A 15,810-nucleotide genomic window follows, 5' to 3' on the forward strand; every position below is an offset into this window, starting at 1 on the left:
CAGGGCGGAGCGGGGGATTATGACTGCGTTTCCGTGGGCGTCCCCGGCTCAGGCGAGCCCGGGGGATTGCTGTTCGATGACGAAGGTGATCTGCGAGCTGGCGCTCTTTTCCATGATCAGTTCGAACTGGTCGGATGGCTTCAGGTCGAGACGCTCGGTGATTTGCTCGGTCATGTTCAGGATGACAGGCCACACCGTGCTGACGGTGCCGTCCGCGTTGAGCAGGGGAACCTTGCCGTGCTTGGCGAATTCCATGGCAAGCTCGGGTTGCGCGGCGGTCTGCGTCACGTCGTAGACGTCGATGCCTTTGTGGCGGAGGATGACGCGCGTCGGCAGCACGTTGCTGAACATCCAGAGGCGGGCGAAGGGCCGCGTGCGCGGGAGCAGGAAGTAGCTCTGGCGCCCGGCGCCGATGGTGTCGGTCTGGCGGACTTCGCGCACGAAGATCCCGAAATACTGGCCCTTGTCGTCCACGTTGGCGACGTTGTCCACTGACGAGACGGCGCGGATGTCGAAGAACGTGGTGGCGGCCGGGCGGGCAACCGTGATGCGGAATTGCACCTCGGGAATGCCGCGCAGGTCCCACGACGTGGCTTCCTCGCCGAGGACGGAGGCGGCAAGCGGGTTGCTGAAATAGATGGTCAGCGCGCCCATGCCGGTTCCGTCTGCGGCTCCGTTTTGCAGGTAGCCGAGGATGTCCTGCCGGGTGAGCAGGTCTTCCGCGGTGAATTCGCGAAGCACTTGCGTGCCGATGACGATTTCCACCTTCTGGATGGCGGCGATGATCTGTTCCCGCGTGGCGGGCGCAGGCGTGGAGAGCGCGCCGGACTGCCCTTGCTGGACGAAGAGCGTGAAATCGTGCAGGCGGATGTTGCCCGGATGATAAATCGTCCGGGTGCCCGTGGTGCCGGGAGTCGGCAGCGCGGACATGTTGGTGAGAATAAACGGCGAGCGGAAGGGCATGGCGGTTATCTGGGTTGCGGGTGTGGTGGCGGTGGCGACGATCCGGCTTTAGGCGGAGGGCGTGACCTTGTTGGTGATGGACTTCACCGCGTCGGCGGCGGGACTGAGGAGGCTGGCGACGAAGCCAAAGGACAGGGCGGCGATGCCACCGAGGACGAAGGACACGGCCATGGGGACCGTCAGGTATTTCTTGATTTTGCTCATGATGGTTTTCGTTTCGAGAACGCGTCCATCACGTGCCCTTTTCCCGCCCGTCGCCGAGCCGTGAAATGCAATCAAACGCAATGAAATGCAATCAAACGCAACGCGGGCTACAGCGTGCCGCCTTCAGATAGCTTGTTTTCGCGGATCGGGTCGCGATGCGGGCCGATCCGCTTTGGATGAAAACCAATCAGGCACGGCAAACAGGCGCAAAAAACACTCCACCAGTGACAGTCCGGAGGTTTTGCGCCGCCGCCATGTCACGCCGCAGATGCAGCGGACAAGTGCGGCAGGCCCATCACGGCCACCGCCCGCCGCGATCGTTCGAGGCGCTTGCGGCATGCGGGCGTCGCCGACGTTTGGCGGCCTGTGACGCGGCGCCCGCATCCGCACGCGCAGAGTGCCACAAAGCGTGACATGCCGCGGCACTGGAACTGAAAATAGCGAAGAACCAAAACTCTGTCGCCATGCATGTCCGCTCAACATCGTCCGGCATGTCGCGACGGTCGATGACAAGGCACGTGCCGTCACGGCTTCCAAACTGGAACGTGCGAAGCCGGGATTGCCTGCCGCCGCACTCGGCGGCGTTGAGGTTGAAGCGTTGCACGGTGTAGCCGCTGGCGTCGATGTCCGGCACGCCGGGCACGTTCTCAAGCAAAAACCATTCTGGAGATGCTTCCTCCACGACGCGGGCATATTCGCGCAAAAGCTCAACGCCAGCCCCGGTCGGTTCAGTGCGCCGGGCTTTGCTGAAATCCTGACAGGGAGAGCCGCCAATCACGCCGGCAAATGCGCCGCTCGGCGGATGAAACTCCCGCACGTCGCCACCCCAGACGATGTCAGGCCCGCGCACGACGCAAAAGCCTTCCGCTTCGAATCCACGGCCCAGCAAATCCGCTCCGGGGAAAACCGATAGTATTAAATTATTTCTCATTTGTTGAAGTGTGACGCAGCGATCGCGCTTGCCCGCCGGCGTGACACACCAGGCTGTTGCCTCACCCAGCTCAGTCACGGTGTGACGCGGCCGGCGTGACAAACCCAGGGCCCGTCACGCCGGCTACGTCACTGCGCTACAAACCAATGCCAGATGGCGAGGCCGATGATAACCGGCACGGACCTGATGAACGCCCCGGCTACGAAGCCGACTGAAACCGCGACGATGTCGGCGATGACGACGAGTATGTTTTTCATGGTGGAGGAAATTTGCCCCGTTGAATCAGGTGCGAGCCGTCCGGCGCGCCGAATTTTACACAGTAAAGGAACTCGTATTTTTTGAGTTCCGTCGCCTCCACCATGCGCGGTTCCGCCCATTCTTCGCCCCATATCTTGGCGCTGCCGGGCGACTGGCGGAAGAGAAGCAGCTTGCCGAATTGATCGCGCTGGATGGGGAGGAGCACGGTGGCGCGGTGCCCCATGATGTGCAGGATGTGCCCGGCGTGGCGGACGCGGGTGAACAGGTCAGTGAACTCGACGCCGCGGTCGATTGTCAGCGTCGCCTCATCAATGAACACCGCGCAGTTGCGGTGCCGCCAAAGGAACGCGAGGAAGCGGTCCATGTCGCGGAAAACGATGGCGTGCGGCCCCCAGTCGGAGCCGTTTGGGTCAAGCACGATCGAACGGCGGCGTTCCTGCCTCCAGAGGGCGAGGGAGAGCATGATGGCCGCGTAGGTTTTGCCGCAAAGCGACGGCCCGAAAATGCCGACGTGGATGCTCATCGGGAAGTCCGCCACGCGATTCCGCCAAGCAACAGCAGCGCGACGACAGGCACGGCGATGGACGGCGCCGCGGTGGCGAGCGTGATGGTGACGCCGAGGAACACGACGGCCGCCACGGTGTCGCTGACGGCCGTGTAGCCAGTCGCCGTCGCCTTGGCTTTTGAGATTTCGGCAAAGCCCTTGGCGATGCTTTCGAGGATGCCGGGACTTTGGGGCGCAGGGCCGCCTTCCAATGCCGTTTTCTTTGATTCTGGCGCGTCTTTTGGCGCGGGTGATGCGGGTGTGTTCATGGGAAAATCGCGGATTTATTTGCCAGTGGCCAAGGGTGTGCCCGCACCGGGTGCCATCGGGGGCGGCGCGGGTTCGACGGTTCGGGCGGGCGCGGCGGGCGCAACGGTCTTCGTCCCGCGCTTCCAAAGGGCGCGCCAGCGTGCGGAAAGCGCCTCTTGGTTCTTCGGACGGCTCGCCACAAACACCCCGTATGTGAGGAGCATGATTCCGGCCGCGACAAGCGGGCTGGGATTCCAGCCGCTCGCCTCCAGCACGTAGGCGGCGGTATCCTGGAGTTCCTTATCCTCTTTTTCGGGCGGGACCGCCTCTTCCGGGTTTCCGGTCACGATGCCGGTGCCGGTGTAGAGCAGCCGCGTGCCGGCCCGGGCGGTGGCGCGCCGCGTGCCGGACGGCGTGACCACTTCGGGGGGCGGTTTCGCGGTTTCCGGAGCGGTTCCGCCGTTTCCGGTTTCCGCGCCGGGGGGCGGTTGCGCGGTTTTCGCCTCGGCACGCTCTTCCGGCGTCCACGCGGTTTCGGCGGGCGGTTGCGCGGATGCGGTTTCCGGCGCGGTTCCGCCGTTTCGCGGTTTCCGCCCGCCACGCGGCATGAACCGCCCTTGCGCGTTTAGAAACGGCGTTCCGTCCGCGTTGGCGCGAAACCGCACTGGGTCAAACAACCGCCCAAGCGAATCGCGCGGGCCGTTCGCGGCGGTTTCGGCGGAACCGCTCGCGGGCTGCTCAACCGTGGCGGTTTCCGTTTTCGGAGCGGTTTTTTCCGCCACGCGTGGCGCGTCGGCGGTTATTTGCGCCGCGACGGCGGCGGGCTGGATGATGGCGGTTTGGTCATTCATGGCGGTTGCCGGTTACGAGGCGGATTAATTCGCTCTCCGGGATATAATGGCGGCCCGGAAACGCGGGATTGGTGCGGATGTGTTGCGGATTCGCGCCGTCCGTTGTGCAGCGCCAGCGCACGATAACGGCATGCATCGTGATGCCGTATTGCGCGAGCGCGGCGGAAAATTCCGATGGCGTATAGTGCCGCTCTCGCGGCGCATTCGAGGCGAGGCCTCCAGGGTTCGGGCGGTTCGAGGGCGGTGCAGGTTGTGGCGTGATCGTGTTCATGGAAAATTGATGGGGAAAAGCGTTTCCTTGGCGCATTCCCAAGCGGTTGCGGCGGGCACCATCTGGACCGCATTCCCTTGCTGTCGGCATCCCTGCCAAATGCGCACAAGCCGGACGGCGCGCCTCGCCCGGTAAATCTTCACCAAACGGCGGCGGTGGTGCGGTGTGAGCGGGCGCGGAAGGGGCGTTTTCATGCGGTGGCGGTTTCGGGTTGAGTGAGCGCGCCGGTATCCGTCATCCCTGCCACGTTGTGTTCGGAGCGGTCGGGATTCGGCGCGGTTAAAATGGCGGTTTTCGCCGCGAGCGTTTTTTCGCTCGCGAGCCGGTCAAACGGCAGCACGTGGATGATTTTCTTGTTCCATTCCTCGCGCACCATCGCGCCGGAAAGCACGTCGTAGCGTTCGAGGATTTCCACGCGCACAACCTTTGGCGCTCCGGACGGCTGCGGAAACAGCGCGTAGGCCTTCCCCAGCACAACGGCGGGCTTTTCACGATGCGGCGCACGCGGTGTCATTTCACACCGCCTTTCGAGCCCTGCAACGCCGGTTCTGGCGTTACTTGCCGGCACTCAACGCCGCTTCTGACGCTGACGGCCGCGACGCCGGCGGCATCGTCATGGACGGCGTTGCCAGCTGCGCCCTGCACCTCGATCAACGCCGAAAACAGCGCGTCTCGTTCAAGCGCGGGCATTTTGGCGAGGCGGGCCGCCCAGCGTTCACACTTGCGTTTGATGCGAAGCCGCTCGCGGTAGTCGGCGCCGACGTAGGAAACATCGTGCAGGCGGCCCGGACGCTGATAATTGAACCAAAGGACTTCCGTAGCCCACGTGCACCCGCGAGTCATGACGCGAAACTCTTCGCGATTCCAGCCGGCAAGCTCCCGCTCGTAAAGGTCGCACGAATAGCCGGAGATAAGCACGCAACAGGACAGCCTGCGAATCACGCCCAACAGTCTCGCGTGCTCGTCATCTGACATTTCGTGCTTGTAGTAACGGCGGTTGCCACGAGTGGAGGGCACGTAAGGCGGGTCGCAATAGACAAACTCGCCACCTCGAAAAGGGTAGGCTTCGAGGAAGGCAATCCCGTCGCCTTCGACGTATTTCACGCCGGCACGATCGCACACCGCCAGCGGCGACAATGCGCGATCGACGCCGTAGGAAACGAGGGCGGGCTTTTTCAGCCGGAGAATGGCGCCAGAGCCTAAAAACGGCTCAATGTAAACGTCGTGCGGCGGAATCAGGTTGATGATGCGCTGGTAGACGCCGCTCTGGTTTTTCCCGCCGACATACTTCACGGATCTTGCCGCGGCATTTTCGGCGCTGCGGTACTCAGCGTCATTTCCGGCGTTGGGGCCCGTGTCAGCTGGCAACGCCATTCCCGGCGCGCCTCGATCAGCGTCAGAAGCGGCGCGGTGGACCGCAGTGGGCAGGGCATGGGAGCGAGGGGCATTTTGCGTCTCGTGATTCATGCGAAAACTTCCTTTTTTTGGCGGGCCAAGTCCTCGAAAGAGCCCGGGAGAGGCTCAAAACTGCCGCATGGCGGCCCCGCCGCCGCTGGACAGTTACGGTCAAGACGTGAACATCCAATTATGCCTTCCGCCGGGCGCCGCATCTCCGCCAGCATCTCATCCGCTTCCAACTGCCGCGCCTTCGCCACGATGTCACGCGTAGCCTCCACGGCATCGCGAATCCACGGCAACGCATGCCACTCCGCCAACACCTCCGCCTTGCGCTCAGGTTGGAAATTCCACACCAGCACGGCGGGTTCCCATGCCCGTCCAAAATACGGTGCGGGTGCCAAGCGCGCAAAGATGCGGTTACTGATTACGGTTTTCCGCTTTTGTCCCATCGGTTCGGGCGGTTCGCTGGCCGTTCCCGGGGCGGTTTCGAGCGGTTTTTCCCACCAAACGGCTTGCCGCTCTTTGAGTAGATCGCGGCACTCTAAAAACGCCTTCCAACGGGCATCATCCCGCATTTCTGCAATCCGCTCTTTGCGCCTTTTCCTCGCTTCCAACCGCGCCTTTTCCGCCCGCTTCTGCTCCTCGGTTTTCAACCGTGCGCGCTTCGTGCAATTCCAATCCTTATGCACCCAAGGGACCAGTTTTTCCCGTGCGCCTTTTTCGGCCACGAACCGACTTCCGACCTTCAAGATGCGGGCGTAACGCGACGCCCGCTCCCGTTTGAAAGCGCCCAGCGGTTGCACGCGATGCAGCCGGAAAAGCATTTCGTGCGTGCGTCGTAAATTCGCGGCGTCCAGAGCAAGCAGGGCGTCGGTCTTGCAAACGTATTTGACACACTCGCGGATGTTTTCCAGCGAGCCAGACCAACCCCAAAATGGATTTTTCGACTCAGCCGACGCCATTAGCTTGTCCCAACACCGGGTGATGTCGCGGGTAAGCGCCGCCTGTTCCTCGGGCGAAAACCAGCCGGGCTGATGCATCAAAACATGCGCATGCACATGCGCCAAGGCGACGCCAGCCTCATTGCAGATGACGTTGCCGAATTCGTCCGCCATCTTGCCGATTTCGATGGAACGCAAAACGAAGAAACAGCCGCGCCTCTTCATGAACGGCTTGCTGTTGAGCTTGGAGAGCGCACGGCCCATGATTTGCACGGCGCGGCGGCCCTCCACTCCGACCGGCACGCGCACGCCACCAGTGAAAAGCATGAACTGGTCGTAGCGGTTCTCCGGACGCTTTAACCATACCTCCAAGTCCCTGATAATCGTGGCGCGTTTCCGCCGCGCCACGGTCGGGAGCAAACAGCATTGGCGAGTTGACCGCAGCTTCTTATGTTCGCCGGTCAGCAAACTGACCATATACATCTGCCGGTCGCAGTTTTTATATTCCATCGGGATTCCGGCATTGGAAAACGATTCGAGCAAAGCGGCGGTGTCGCTCTCAAGTTTGGCCTCATGTGCCATGCCTTTACGCTTTGCCTCCGTGCTGGTGAGCTTCCCGGCGCGGTTCCGGCATGCCTGCACGTAGGTTGACTCACGCTTCACGGATTCGCCTTCGAGGTCCGCGTGATCGCCGGGAATCACGTAGCTTTCGTCATGATCGGCGATTTCCCGGACATTGCCGGTTTCGTCCATGCCGACGTCCACCGCGCCGGTAAACGGCTGGCGGGCCGGAAACGGCTTTTCCGGGGCGGCTGGCGGCGGTGCGTAACTGTCCCAATAGTCGCGCTTGGCTTCAAACGCATCAAACCGCAGGGCGATTTCGGCGGGAGTCAGGGGAGGGCGGACGGACGCGCCGCCGTGTGGCTCGGCGGCGTCAGTGCGCATTTTGACAGCCGACAAGTGCGCGTATTGCTGTAGCCAGCAAACGCGCCCCTTTGCCAATTAGCTGCCCGTCAAACCCTAACCCGGCACCCGGATATTGTTCAACTCCCGCCACCTCCACCAATTTAGCCGACTCGTGAGAGTCGGCTTTTTTACATTATCGGGCGGGATGGTCTGTCCGTGGCGTTTACCAATCTTTCGCGCCACGGCATATTTCCAGCTTTGCTCAACGGCTTTCATCCCCTTCTATTCGCATATCTATTATCCTGTATGATCGGCCGTATTAAAAAGCACGCACTCGACCGCCTCGACTTTGCCGGCGATGTTTCCGCCGCCAAGCGCCTCAGCGCGTGCAAGACCTTCATCCGCCTCGAAAGCGCGATGATTCGCATGCGCCATGAGGCGGGCGCGTCCGGCCGGGAAGTGGCGCGCGGGCGCGCCACGATGATCGACGTGCTCCTCTCGCATCTTTTCCAGTATGCCTGCGATTCCTGGCGGCATGCCCACGGGACCGAACCGCTGCCCGTGTGCCTCGTGGCTATCGGCGGCTACGGACGCGGCGAGCTTAGCCCGCACAGCGACATCGACATCATGTTCCTTTTCCCCTCGGAGGTCGGACGCAAGCAGCTCGAACCGTTTCAGGAGCACCTCGTCAACGAAATCCTCTACATCCTCTGGGATTGCGGCCTGAAAATCGGCCATTCCTCGCGCACCGTGGACGAGGTCTTTGCCGAGGCGCGCAACGACATCCAGACCAAGACCGCCCTGCTCGAAACCCGCCGGCTCGCCGGCTCGGAATCGCTCTACGAAACCTTTGCCTCCGCCTATCGCAGTTTCTCCCAAGAGGACAACCCGCGCGATTACCTCACCCGCCGCCTCAACGGCCAGCGCGAACGCCGCGCCCGTTACGGACAAACGGTCTTTCTTCAGGAGCCCGACATCAAGAACGGTGTCGGCGGCCTGCGCGACTATCACAACATCCTCTGGATGGCCCGGGTGAAGCTCGGCATCGACCAGCTCGACGACCTCGTCGCGCAGGATTACCTGCGCCCCGGCGAACTCCGCGACATCAACCGGGCCTACGATTTTCTCCTCCGCGTCCGCAACGAGCTCCATTTCAACAGCCGCCACGCCACCGATCTCCTGAACCTCGAATCGCAGCCGCGCATCGCCTTCGGCCTCGGCTATGTCAACGACGACCCGCTCGCCCGCGTCGAGCAGTTCATGCACGATTATTACCATGCCGCGCAAACCATCCACCGCACCGCGCGCAACCTCGAAAACCGCCTCGCGCTCACCCTTGAGCCGCCCTCGCGGCTCTCCCTCCGCGACACCCTGCGCATTTCCCGCCACCAGAAGACCAAGCGCATCGACGGCTTCATTCACCGGGGCAAGGAGCTCGTCGCCAGCTCGCCCGACATTTTCAAGGCCGATCCCGCGCGCCTCATCCGCGTCTTCCGCCATTGCCAGCAGCTCGACGCCCAGCCCGATTTCGCGCTCCAGAATCTCATCCGCGGATCGCTCCCGCTCATCACCCGCCATGTCATCAATTCGCCCGACGCCATCGTCAGCTTCCGCAGCATCCTGCAGGAGGCCGGGGCCGTTTTCCCCATCCTCGACCTCATGCACGAACTCGGCGTGCTCGGCCGCTTCATCCCCGAGTTCGACGGGCTCACCTGCCGGGTGCAGCACGAGTTTTATCACCGCTACACCGCCGATATCCACACGCTCAACGCCATCCGCGAACTCGACGCCATCTTCAACCGCCTCGAGCCCATCACGCACAAATACCTCGCGGCCCTGCACGAGACGCCAAACCCCACGCTCCTCTATCTCATCCTGTTGCTGCATGACATCGGCAAGGCCGTCGGCATCAAAGGCCATGCCGACACCGGCGCGGAGCTCGCCCTTCCCGTCCTCCGACGCCTCGGGGTTGGCGAGGCTGATTGTGAAATAGTTGTGTTTATTATCAAACAGCACCTCATTATGGCACGCTTCTGGCAGAGGCACGATGTCGATGACCCGAAAACCGCATCCATCTTTGCCGAGGCGCTGGGCGATGCCAACCGCCTGCGCTACCTTTACGTCCACACCTATTGCGACGCCCGGGGCACATCCACCGACCTCTGGAACAGTTACAAGGACACCCTCCACACCACCCTCTACCGAGCCACGCTGGAACACCTGATACACGGCGGCGAAGCCATCGAAACCAAAAATTCCGGCCTTACCCAGATGAAACGCCAAGAACTTCTTGCAAAGAAAATCCCCGGCATCGGCTCCGATGAGATCACCGCGCACTTCAACCTCCTGCCGGAGCGTTATTTCATCCACACCGGGACCGACGAAATCTCGCTCCATCTCGAGATGGTCAACCGCCTCCTGCGTTCCATCAACACCGCCGATTCCATCGGGACGCTGCGCCCCATCATCGACTGGAAAAACGACCTCAACCGCGGCCTCACGGTCGTCAATGTCGTGACATGGGATCGCGCCGGCCTTTTCTACAAGCTGGCTGGCGCCTTCAGCGTCGCGGGCCTGAACATCCTTGGCGCCAAGGTCATCTCCCGCGCCGACCACATCGCCATCGACACCTTCTACGTCGTCGAACCCGGCGGCGGCGCGGTGGAAAACCACGGCGCCACCGAGGTCTTCGCGCGCACCGTCGAGCAGGCCCTCGTCGCCAACCGCGATCTCTATCCCGACATCCTCGCGCAGGCCAAGAAAGTCAGCCAGCGTTACGGTCTCGACCTGAAAAACGGCATGGAAGCCCTGCAAAGCGCCTTTCCGCCGAGCATCGAGGTTTATCACGAACTGGCGATGCAACGCACCATTGTCGAAATTCAGGCGCGCGATCACCTGGGCCTGTTGTATCAACTCTCCAAGAGCATCTACGATCACGGCTTCGACATCACCTTCGCCCGCATCGGCACCGAGCGCGGCATCGCGATCGACACTTTTTATATCGAGAGCACGGACGGGGAGCAAATCGACGAGACCCGCCTCCACACCCTGCGCGACGCGCTCCACGCCCTCGTGGCGCCCGAGCAGACCAGCGAGGCGCCGGCGGCATAGGCGCGGCGCGCCCGTTTGTTCAGCCGAGCCGGGCCTTGACCCAGGACAGCGCCAGTCTGGTGCAACGCCAGCCGAGGGTTGAATCGATGGCTGCGTATTGGTGCGCGGCCACGATCAGCCAAAACATGATTTGATAGGACACCTTGGAAACTTTGTGCCGCAGAATGCGCTGGGCGAGAAACGCGCCCGGCCAGCCGCCGAGCAGCTCAAGGCCGTGCAGGGTCGATTCGGGGACGCGCCATCCATCCGCCTCGGCGCGATGCTTGTCGATCCGGTAAACCAGAAACGTGAGCGCCGAAAGCGCGACGGGTGCCGCGGCCACCCATTCCCATGCGATCTTCATGGCCAGTCGGCTCAACGCAAAGACCGGCGCGACCAGCAGCAGCGAAAACAGAACAAACGTCCCCGTGCCGGGACGCGGCTTCGATCCGCCAGGCGCGGGCGGGCGCGATGCGGGGCTATGGGCGGGGTCGCGGCTCATCGTGATTCCCGCCAGCGTGCCATGGGCGCGCGTGGTTTCCATGTTTTTCGACATGCCCGCCCCGCGCCTGCGCCGGGAAAATCGGGTAAGGCGTTGCATCCGGCCGGAGTGTCGTTTCGTTTGCCGCATGGCTTCACATCCCAAGACACTCCGCGAGATCGCCGGCGCATCGCCCGTGCCGGCGGTATTATCCGAAAGCGCCCTCATCATCATCGACGCGCAAAACGAATACCGCGACGGTCGCCTGCCGCTCGACGGGTTCGACGCGGCGGTGGCGGAGATCCGGCGCCTGCTCGCGCGGGCGCGGACGGCGCGGACCCCGGTCATTCATGTCAGGCACGTGGTTGCGGCGGGCTCGCCGGTCTTTGCGGCGGGTTCGCGCGGCGCGGAGATCGTGGACGAACTTGAGCCGCTGCCGGACGAGGTGGTCGTCACCAAGGCGCTGCCGAGCAGTTTCACGGGGACGACCTTGGAGCAGTCCCTGCGCACGGCCGGGCGCGGGCAGCTCGTCGTCACCGGCTTCATGACCCACATGTGCGTGAGCTCGACGGTCCGCGAGGCGGCGGAAAAGGGCTGGCGATGCACGGTGGTCGCCGCCGCCTGCGCCACGCGCGACTTGCCATCCGGCGCGACGGAAGAAAGCCGGGGCGATGAGCGGGACGTGATCCCGGCCGCCGCCCTCCACGCCGCGCATCTGGCGGCATTGGGCGACAGGTTTGCCGTCATCGTGGAACGGCAGGATGCCGTCGCTGACTGAGTTTTTGCGGTTCGTTCCAATCTCAAAATCCATCCCGGTATGCGCGTCACTTATTACGGACACTCCTGCTTTTTGGTGGAAACATCCGCCGCCCGCATCCTCATCGACCCCTTTTTGACGGGAAATCCGCTGGCTCCGGTCAAGGCCGCCGATGTGCGATGCGATGCGGTGCTGGTCTCGCACGGGCACGAGGACCATTGTTGCGATGCGCTCGACATCGCCCGCGCCAATCACGCCACGCTGGTCGCCAACTTCGAGATAGCCGAATATTTTGCGGCGAAAGGGCTGGCCACGACGCACGGGTTGAATCCGGGCGGCGGCTGCGCCTTCCCCTTCGGGCGGGTGAAACTCACGCTCGCCCACCACACGTCGAGCCTCGATGCCGGGCTCGCCCCGATCTACATGGGCACGGCGTGCGGAATATTGCTGGAGGCGGACGGCAGGAAACTCCACCACGCGGGAGACACGGCGTTGTTTCTGGACATGCAGCTCGTCGGACGCGCCGGGCTCGACCTCGCCATGATTCCGATCGGCGACAACTTCACGATGGGGCCGGAGGATGCGCTGGACGCGCTCGATTTTCTCAAGCCGCGCCTGGCCATTCCCATGCACTACAACACCTGGCCGTCGATCAAGCAGGACCCGCGGGCCTTTGCCGAAGCTGCGAAAAAACGCGGCCACGCGGTGAACCCGCTTCCGCCCGGCGGGACATTGGAAATCTGAGGTCGGCGACATTTCCCGCTTGGTGACTGCGGCGCAGGCCGATTCCGGCCTGCAGCCGTTTGACGAAAATTTTTTGATGCATCCTGCGTCCTGCGTGTGTCATAGTGCCAGCAATCATGAACACACTCTTTGCCTTTGCCTTCCTTCCCAACTGGGCCATCTGGCCGTTGCTCATTTTCACGATCACGCAGATTTCGTCGCAGATCCTGCCGTTCGTCATCATCGGCGGATTTTTCTTCCGCGGTTTCGGCGGCTTCATGCTCGACATAGGCATCCTTTGCTACGCGGTGCTGACTTTGTTTCATCTGGTGACGCTGCCGGTCGAGTTTGACGCGAGCCGTCGCGCCAAGGCCGAACTGGCCGGGCTGGGCATCGTCCAGCGGGACGAGGCGGCCGGCGTGTCCGAGACGCTCAACGCCGCGGCGCTCACGTATGTGGCCGCGTTCGCATCGTCGCTGGTGAACCTGCTCTGGCTGCTGGCGGCGCGTCGAAACAATTAAGTTTTTTGTGAAAGAGTTTGCCTTGATCGAACGGCGCACGGCGGTGCGCCGTTTTTATGCAAAAAACTGACAGATTCCCCGTGATTGCAGGCTTTTCGCGGCGGTGTTTTGCGCTCTAGTTTGGCAGGGATGAAAGCTGTTGTTTTGTCCGGATCGAATCAACTGGCGGTGGCCGACGCGGCCGCGCCCGAGGTCGCAGAGGGCGGTGTGGTCGTGGCCTTGCGCACGGCGGCGCTCAACCATCGCGATGTCTGGATCAAGCTCGGGCAATATGCGGGCATCAAATACCCGTCCATCCTCGGTTCCGACGGGGCGGGCGTGGTGGTGGAGGCGGGCGCGGCGGTGGATCGCGGCTGGATCGGGCGCGAGGTGGTCATCAACCCGAGCCTTGAGTGGGGGGCGAACGAGCGGGCGCAGGGCGCCGGCTTTAACATTCTCGGGCTGCCGCGCGAGGGCACGCTGGCGGAGCGCGTCGCCGTGCCCGCGGCGCAGTTGGCGCGCAAGCCGGAGGCGCTGACGTGGGAAGAGTCGGCGGCGCTGCCGCTGGGCGGGCTCACCGCGTGGCGCGCGGTGTTCAGCCGCGCCAAGCTGAAGAAGGGCGAACGCATTCTGATCACCGGCATCGGCGGCGGCGTGGCGGTGTTTGCGCTGCAATTTGCGGTGGCGGCGGGGGCCGAGGCGTGGGTGACGTCGAGTTCGCCGGAGAAGATCGCGCGGGCCGTGTTGCTTGGGGCCAAAGGCGGCTTCGATTATTCGAAGGAAGGCTGGGCGAAGGAGGCGGCGACGGCGGCCGGCGCGTTTGATGTCATCATCGACAGCGCGGGCGGCCCGGGTTTTTCCTCGCTGGTGGACCTCGCTGCGCCGGGCGGGCGCATCGCGTTTTTTGGCGCGACGCGCGGCGACCCCGGCACGCTGCCGATGCGGAAAATTTTCTGGCGGCAGCTCTCGCTGCTGGGCTCGACCATGGGGAGCCCGCGCGATTGGACGGAAATGGTGACATTCGTGGGCAAGCACCGCATCAAGCCGGTGGTGAGCGAGGTGTTCCCCCTGGCGCGCGCGACCGAGGCGTTTGAGCTGATGGAGCGCGGCGGCCAGTTCGGAAAAATCGTGATGCGCATCTCGGACTGAGACCGAGCGGCACGCGCCGGGAGCAACTCAAAGTGATATCACCGCCGGAATCTTTCCTCTTTATTCTTTATCTTTCCTCTTTCTCCCCACCCGTTCCTGACGAAAGAGAAAGATAAAGAGGAAAGAAGAAAGAGGGAGTGACACAACTTTGAGTTACACCCGCACGCGCCGTCCGGGCGCATTTTGCATTTGCCGGAGCCGGCGGGCCCGGCAGCGTCGGCGGGATATGCCCGGGCGAAAACCGAACATCCTTTGGATACTGACCACGCAATGGCGCGCGGGAGCGGCGGGTTTTGCGGGCGACGCGAACGCCCGCACGCCGCGACTCGACGCGCTGGCGGCGGAGGCGGTGAATTTCGCGCAGGCGGTGACGCCGCATCCCTTCGGGCCGTTTGCCCGGGCGGCGTTGCTGACCGGAGTGCGTTCGCCGGAGAACGGCGTGCGGGAGTATTTCGACCCGCTGCCCGCGAACGCGCGGACCATCGCGCATGAGCTGGCGGCCCGCGGCTACGCCACGGCATTTTTCGGCAAGTGGCACCTGGCGCGACGCGACCCGTCGGCCCCGCTGGTCGGCGAGGCGCACGCCCGGCAGCTTGTGCCGGAGGAGGCGCGCGGCGGATTCGCTTTTTGGGAAGGTTTCGAGAGCGGTTTTTTGCTGAACGATCCGTGGCTGCACGGGACGCGGCTGCCGGAGCCGGTGCGCGCGCCGGGTTATCAAAGCGACGTGCTCTGCACACGCGCGGCGGAATGGGCGGGCGCGCGCCGCGGCGGCGCGCCGTGGTTTTGCGTGGCGAGCCTGGAGGCCCCGCATCCGCCCTACGATGCCCCGGCCGCCGGAGCGGCCGCGATGTCTCCCGGCGAAGTGCGCCTGGCGGCCAATGTGCCGCGCGGAGGCGGCGCGGAGGAGCGGGCGCGGCGCGAACTGGCGGGCTATTACGCGCATATCCATGCGACGGATACAGCCATCGGGCGGCTGCTGGATGCGCTGCGCGGGATGGACGGCGGGGATGAAACGGTGGTGGTGTTCAGCTCGGTGCACGGCGACATGCACGGCGCGCATGGTCTGTTCCGCAAAGGTTGGCCGCACGAGGAAAGCGTGCGCGTGCCGTTGCTGGTGCGCGCGCGCGGCGCGAAGGAGGCAAGGCGGGGCGGGACGGTTTCGACGGCGGCGGTGACGCTGGCGGATTTGCCGCGGATGACGATATCGTTGATCGAGCGCGGAAAATTTTTCGACGCGGGCGGCGGCGGGCCGGAACGGGCGAGAATTTCGATGCCGTCGGTGGTGCGGCTGCCGCATCAATGCGACCGCGTGTGGCGCGGCGTGCGCACGGCGCGGCGGAAACTGGTGTTGGGCGAGGACGGTTCGCCGTGGCTGTTTTTTGACTTGGAGCGCGATCCGCTGGAGTTGCGGAATCTCGCGGCGGATGCGGAATGGGCGGCGGAGCGGGAACGGCTGCGCGCGTGGGCGGCGGCGTAGTATCGGGAGCGTAGCGCATCCTGCCTGCCGTCGAAAACGAAAGGCGCGAAGCGCCGCTGGCTTTTTTCTGAAAAATGCCGCGCTTCGCGCGACCACCCAACGACGGCAGGCAAAGAT

The 15,810-nt window shown here is 63.7% G+C and carries 18 protein-coding genes; 6 read left to right on the forward strand and 12 right to left on the reverse strand.

The window, feature by feature from the left end:
* Nucleotides 1-48 precede the first annotated feature (48 nt).
* The 11 genes from OH491_RS21780 to OH491_RS21830 form a co-directional block, all read right to left on the reverse strand.
* Nucleotides 49-963: a hypothetical protein gene (locus OH491_RS21780; RefSeq protein ID WP_068772444.1), complete on the reverse strand. Its 915-nt coding sequence runs from the start codon at nucleotides 961-963 to the stop codon at nucleotides 49-51.
* A 48-nt stretch (nucleotides 964-1,011) separates the two neighbouring features.
* A complete protein-coding gene (locus OH491_RS21785; protein WP_334319632.1) occupies nucleotides 1,012-1,167 on the reverse strand; it encodes a hypothetical protein in 156 nt (51 codons plus the stop codon).
* Between the two features lie 295 nt (nucleotides 1,168-1,462).
* A complete protein-coding gene (locus tag OH491_RS21790) occupies nucleotides 1,463-2,056 on the reverse strand; it encodes a DNA cytosine methyltransferase (RefSeq protein ID WP_068772442.1) in 594 nt (197 codons plus the stop codon).
* Nucleotides 2,057-2,226: 170 nt separating this feature from the next.
* Nucleotides 2,227-2,355, reverse strand: a complete 129-nt coding sequence (locus OH491_RS21795) for a hypothetical protein (protein WP_334319631.1) — start codon at nucleotides 2,353-2,355, stop codon at nucleotides 2,227-2,229.
* Nucleotides 2,352-2,879 carry an ATP-binding protein gene (locus tag OH491_RS21800; RefSeq protein WP_068772441.1) on the reverse strand — a complete coding sequence of 176 codons (528 nt, stop codon included), beginning with the start codon at nucleotides 2,877-2,879 and terminating at the stop codon, nucleotides 2,352-2,354. Before OH491_RS21800 ends, OH491_RS21795 begins: the two co-directional genes overlap by 4 nt.
* The gene (locus OH491_RS21805; protein ID WP_068772440.1) at nucleotides 2,876-3,169 is read right to left on the reverse strand and encodes a hypothetical protein; all 294 of its coding nucleotides are present in this window, start codon (nucleotides 3,167-3,169) and stop codon (nucleotides 2,876-2,878) included. Before OH491_RS21805 ends, OH491_RS21800 begins: the two co-directional genes overlap by 4 nt.
* A gap of 15 nt (nucleotides 3,170-3,184) precedes the next feature.
* Nucleotides 3,185-4,000, reverse strand: coding sequence for a hypothetical protein (locus OH491_RS21810; RefSeq protein ID WP_068772439.1), 816 nt, complete (start codon nucleotides 3,998-4,000; stop codon nucleotides 3,185-3,187).
* Entirely contained in the window at nucleotides 3,993-4,271 is a 279-nt protein-coding gene (locus OH491_RS21815) for a hypothetical protein (RefSeq protein ID WP_342750688.1), read from the reverse strand. The genes OH491_RS21810 and OH491_RS21815 overlap by 8 nt, the downstream gene beginning before the upstream one ends.
* A gap of 190 nt (nucleotides 4,272-4,461) precedes the next feature.
* Nucleotides 4,462-4,785 carry a hypothetical protein gene (locus tag OH491_RS21820; protein WP_068772438.1) on the reverse strand — a complete coding sequence of 108 codons (324 nt, stop codon included), beginning with the start codon at nucleotides 4,783-4,785 and terminating at the stop codon, nucleotides 4,462-4,464.
* Complete coding sequence (locus OH491_RS21825; protein ID WP_084442583.1) at nucleotides 4,782-5,738, reverse strand: DNA adenine methylase; 957 nt, start codon at nucleotides 5,736-5,738, stop codon at nucleotides 4,782-4,784. Before OH491_RS21825 ends, OH491_RS21820 begins: the two co-directional genes overlap by 4 nt.
* Nucleotides 5,735-7,555, reverse strand: a complete 1,821-nt coding sequence (locus OH491_RS21830; RefSeq protein WP_068772436.1) for a hypothetical protein — start codon at nucleotides 7,553-7,555, stop codon at nucleotides 5,735-5,737. Before OH491_RS21830 ends, OH491_RS21825 begins: the two co-directional genes overlap by 4 nt.
* A gap of 267 nt (nucleotides 7,556-7,822) precedes the next feature.
* Here OH491_RS21830 and glnD point away from each other — a divergent pair, with 267 nt between their 5' ends.
* Nucleotides 7,823-10,627, forward strand: coding sequence for a [protein-PII] uridylyltransferase (gene glnD / locus OH491_RS21835; RefSeq protein ID WP_068772435.1), 2,805 nt, complete (start codon nucleotides 7,823-7,825; stop codon nucleotides 10,625-10,627).
* Nucleotides 10,628-10,646: 19 nt separating this feature from the next.
* On the opposite strand, the gene OH491_RS21840 is transcribed toward glnD, so the two are convergent.
* Nucleotides 10,647-11,150, reverse strand: coding sequence for a DUF1294 domain-containing protein (locus OH491_RS21840; protein WP_334319629.1), 504 nt, complete (start codon nucleotides 11,148-11,150; stop codon nucleotides 10,647-10,649).
* 85 nt (nucleotides 11,151-11,235) lie between these two features.
* Between OH491_RS21840 and OH491_RS21845 the strand changes: the two genes are divergently transcribed.
* The 5 genes from OH491_RS21845 to OH491_RS21865 all read left to right on the forward strand — a co-directional run bounded on the left by OH491_RS21845 (nucleotide 11,236) and on the right by OH491_RS21865 (nucleotide 15,693).
* A complete protein-coding gene (locus tag OH491_RS21845) occupies nucleotides 11,236-11,865 on the forward strand; it encodes a cysteine hydrolase family protein (protein ID WP_068772433.1) in 630 nt (209 codons plus the stop codon).
* A gap of 39 nt (nucleotides 11,866-11,904) precedes the next feature.
* Nucleotides 11,905-12,588 carry a metal-dependent hydrolase gene (locus OH491_RS21850; RefSeq protein ID WP_068772432.1) on the forward strand — a complete coding sequence of 228 codons (684 nt, stop codon included), beginning with the start codon at nucleotides 11,905-11,907 and terminating at the stop codon, nucleotides 12,586-12,588.
* 116 nt (nucleotides 12,589-12,704) lie between these two features.
* Nucleotides 12,705-13,088, forward strand: coding sequence for a zinc metallopeptidase (locus tag OH491_RS21855; RefSeq protein WP_342750689.1), 384 nt, complete (start codon nucleotides 12,705-12,707; stop codon nucleotides 13,086-13,088).
* Between the two features lie 129 nt (nucleotides 13,089-13,217).
* Complete coding sequence (locus tag OH491_RS21860) at nucleotides 13,218-14,216, forward strand: zinc-binding dehydrogenase (protein WP_068772430.1); 999 nt, start codon at nucleotides 13,218-13,220, stop codon at nucleotides 14,214-14,216.
* 226 nt (nucleotides 14,217-14,442) lie between these two features.
* Nucleotides 14,443-15,693, forward strand: a complete 1,251-nt coding sequence (locus OH491_RS21865) for a sulfatase-like hydrolase/transferase (RefSeq protein ID WP_068772429.1) — start codon at nucleotides 14,443-14,445, stop codon at nucleotides 15,691-15,693.
* The last annotated feature ends 117 nt before the right edge of the window (nucleotides 15,694-15,810 follow it).

This window comes from Termitidicoccus mucosus (assembly GCF_038725785.1).
GTDB classification, from domain to species: domain Bacteria; phylum Verrucomicrobiota; class Verrucomicrobiia; order Opitutales; family Opitutaceae; genus Termitidicoccus; species Termitidicoccus mucosus.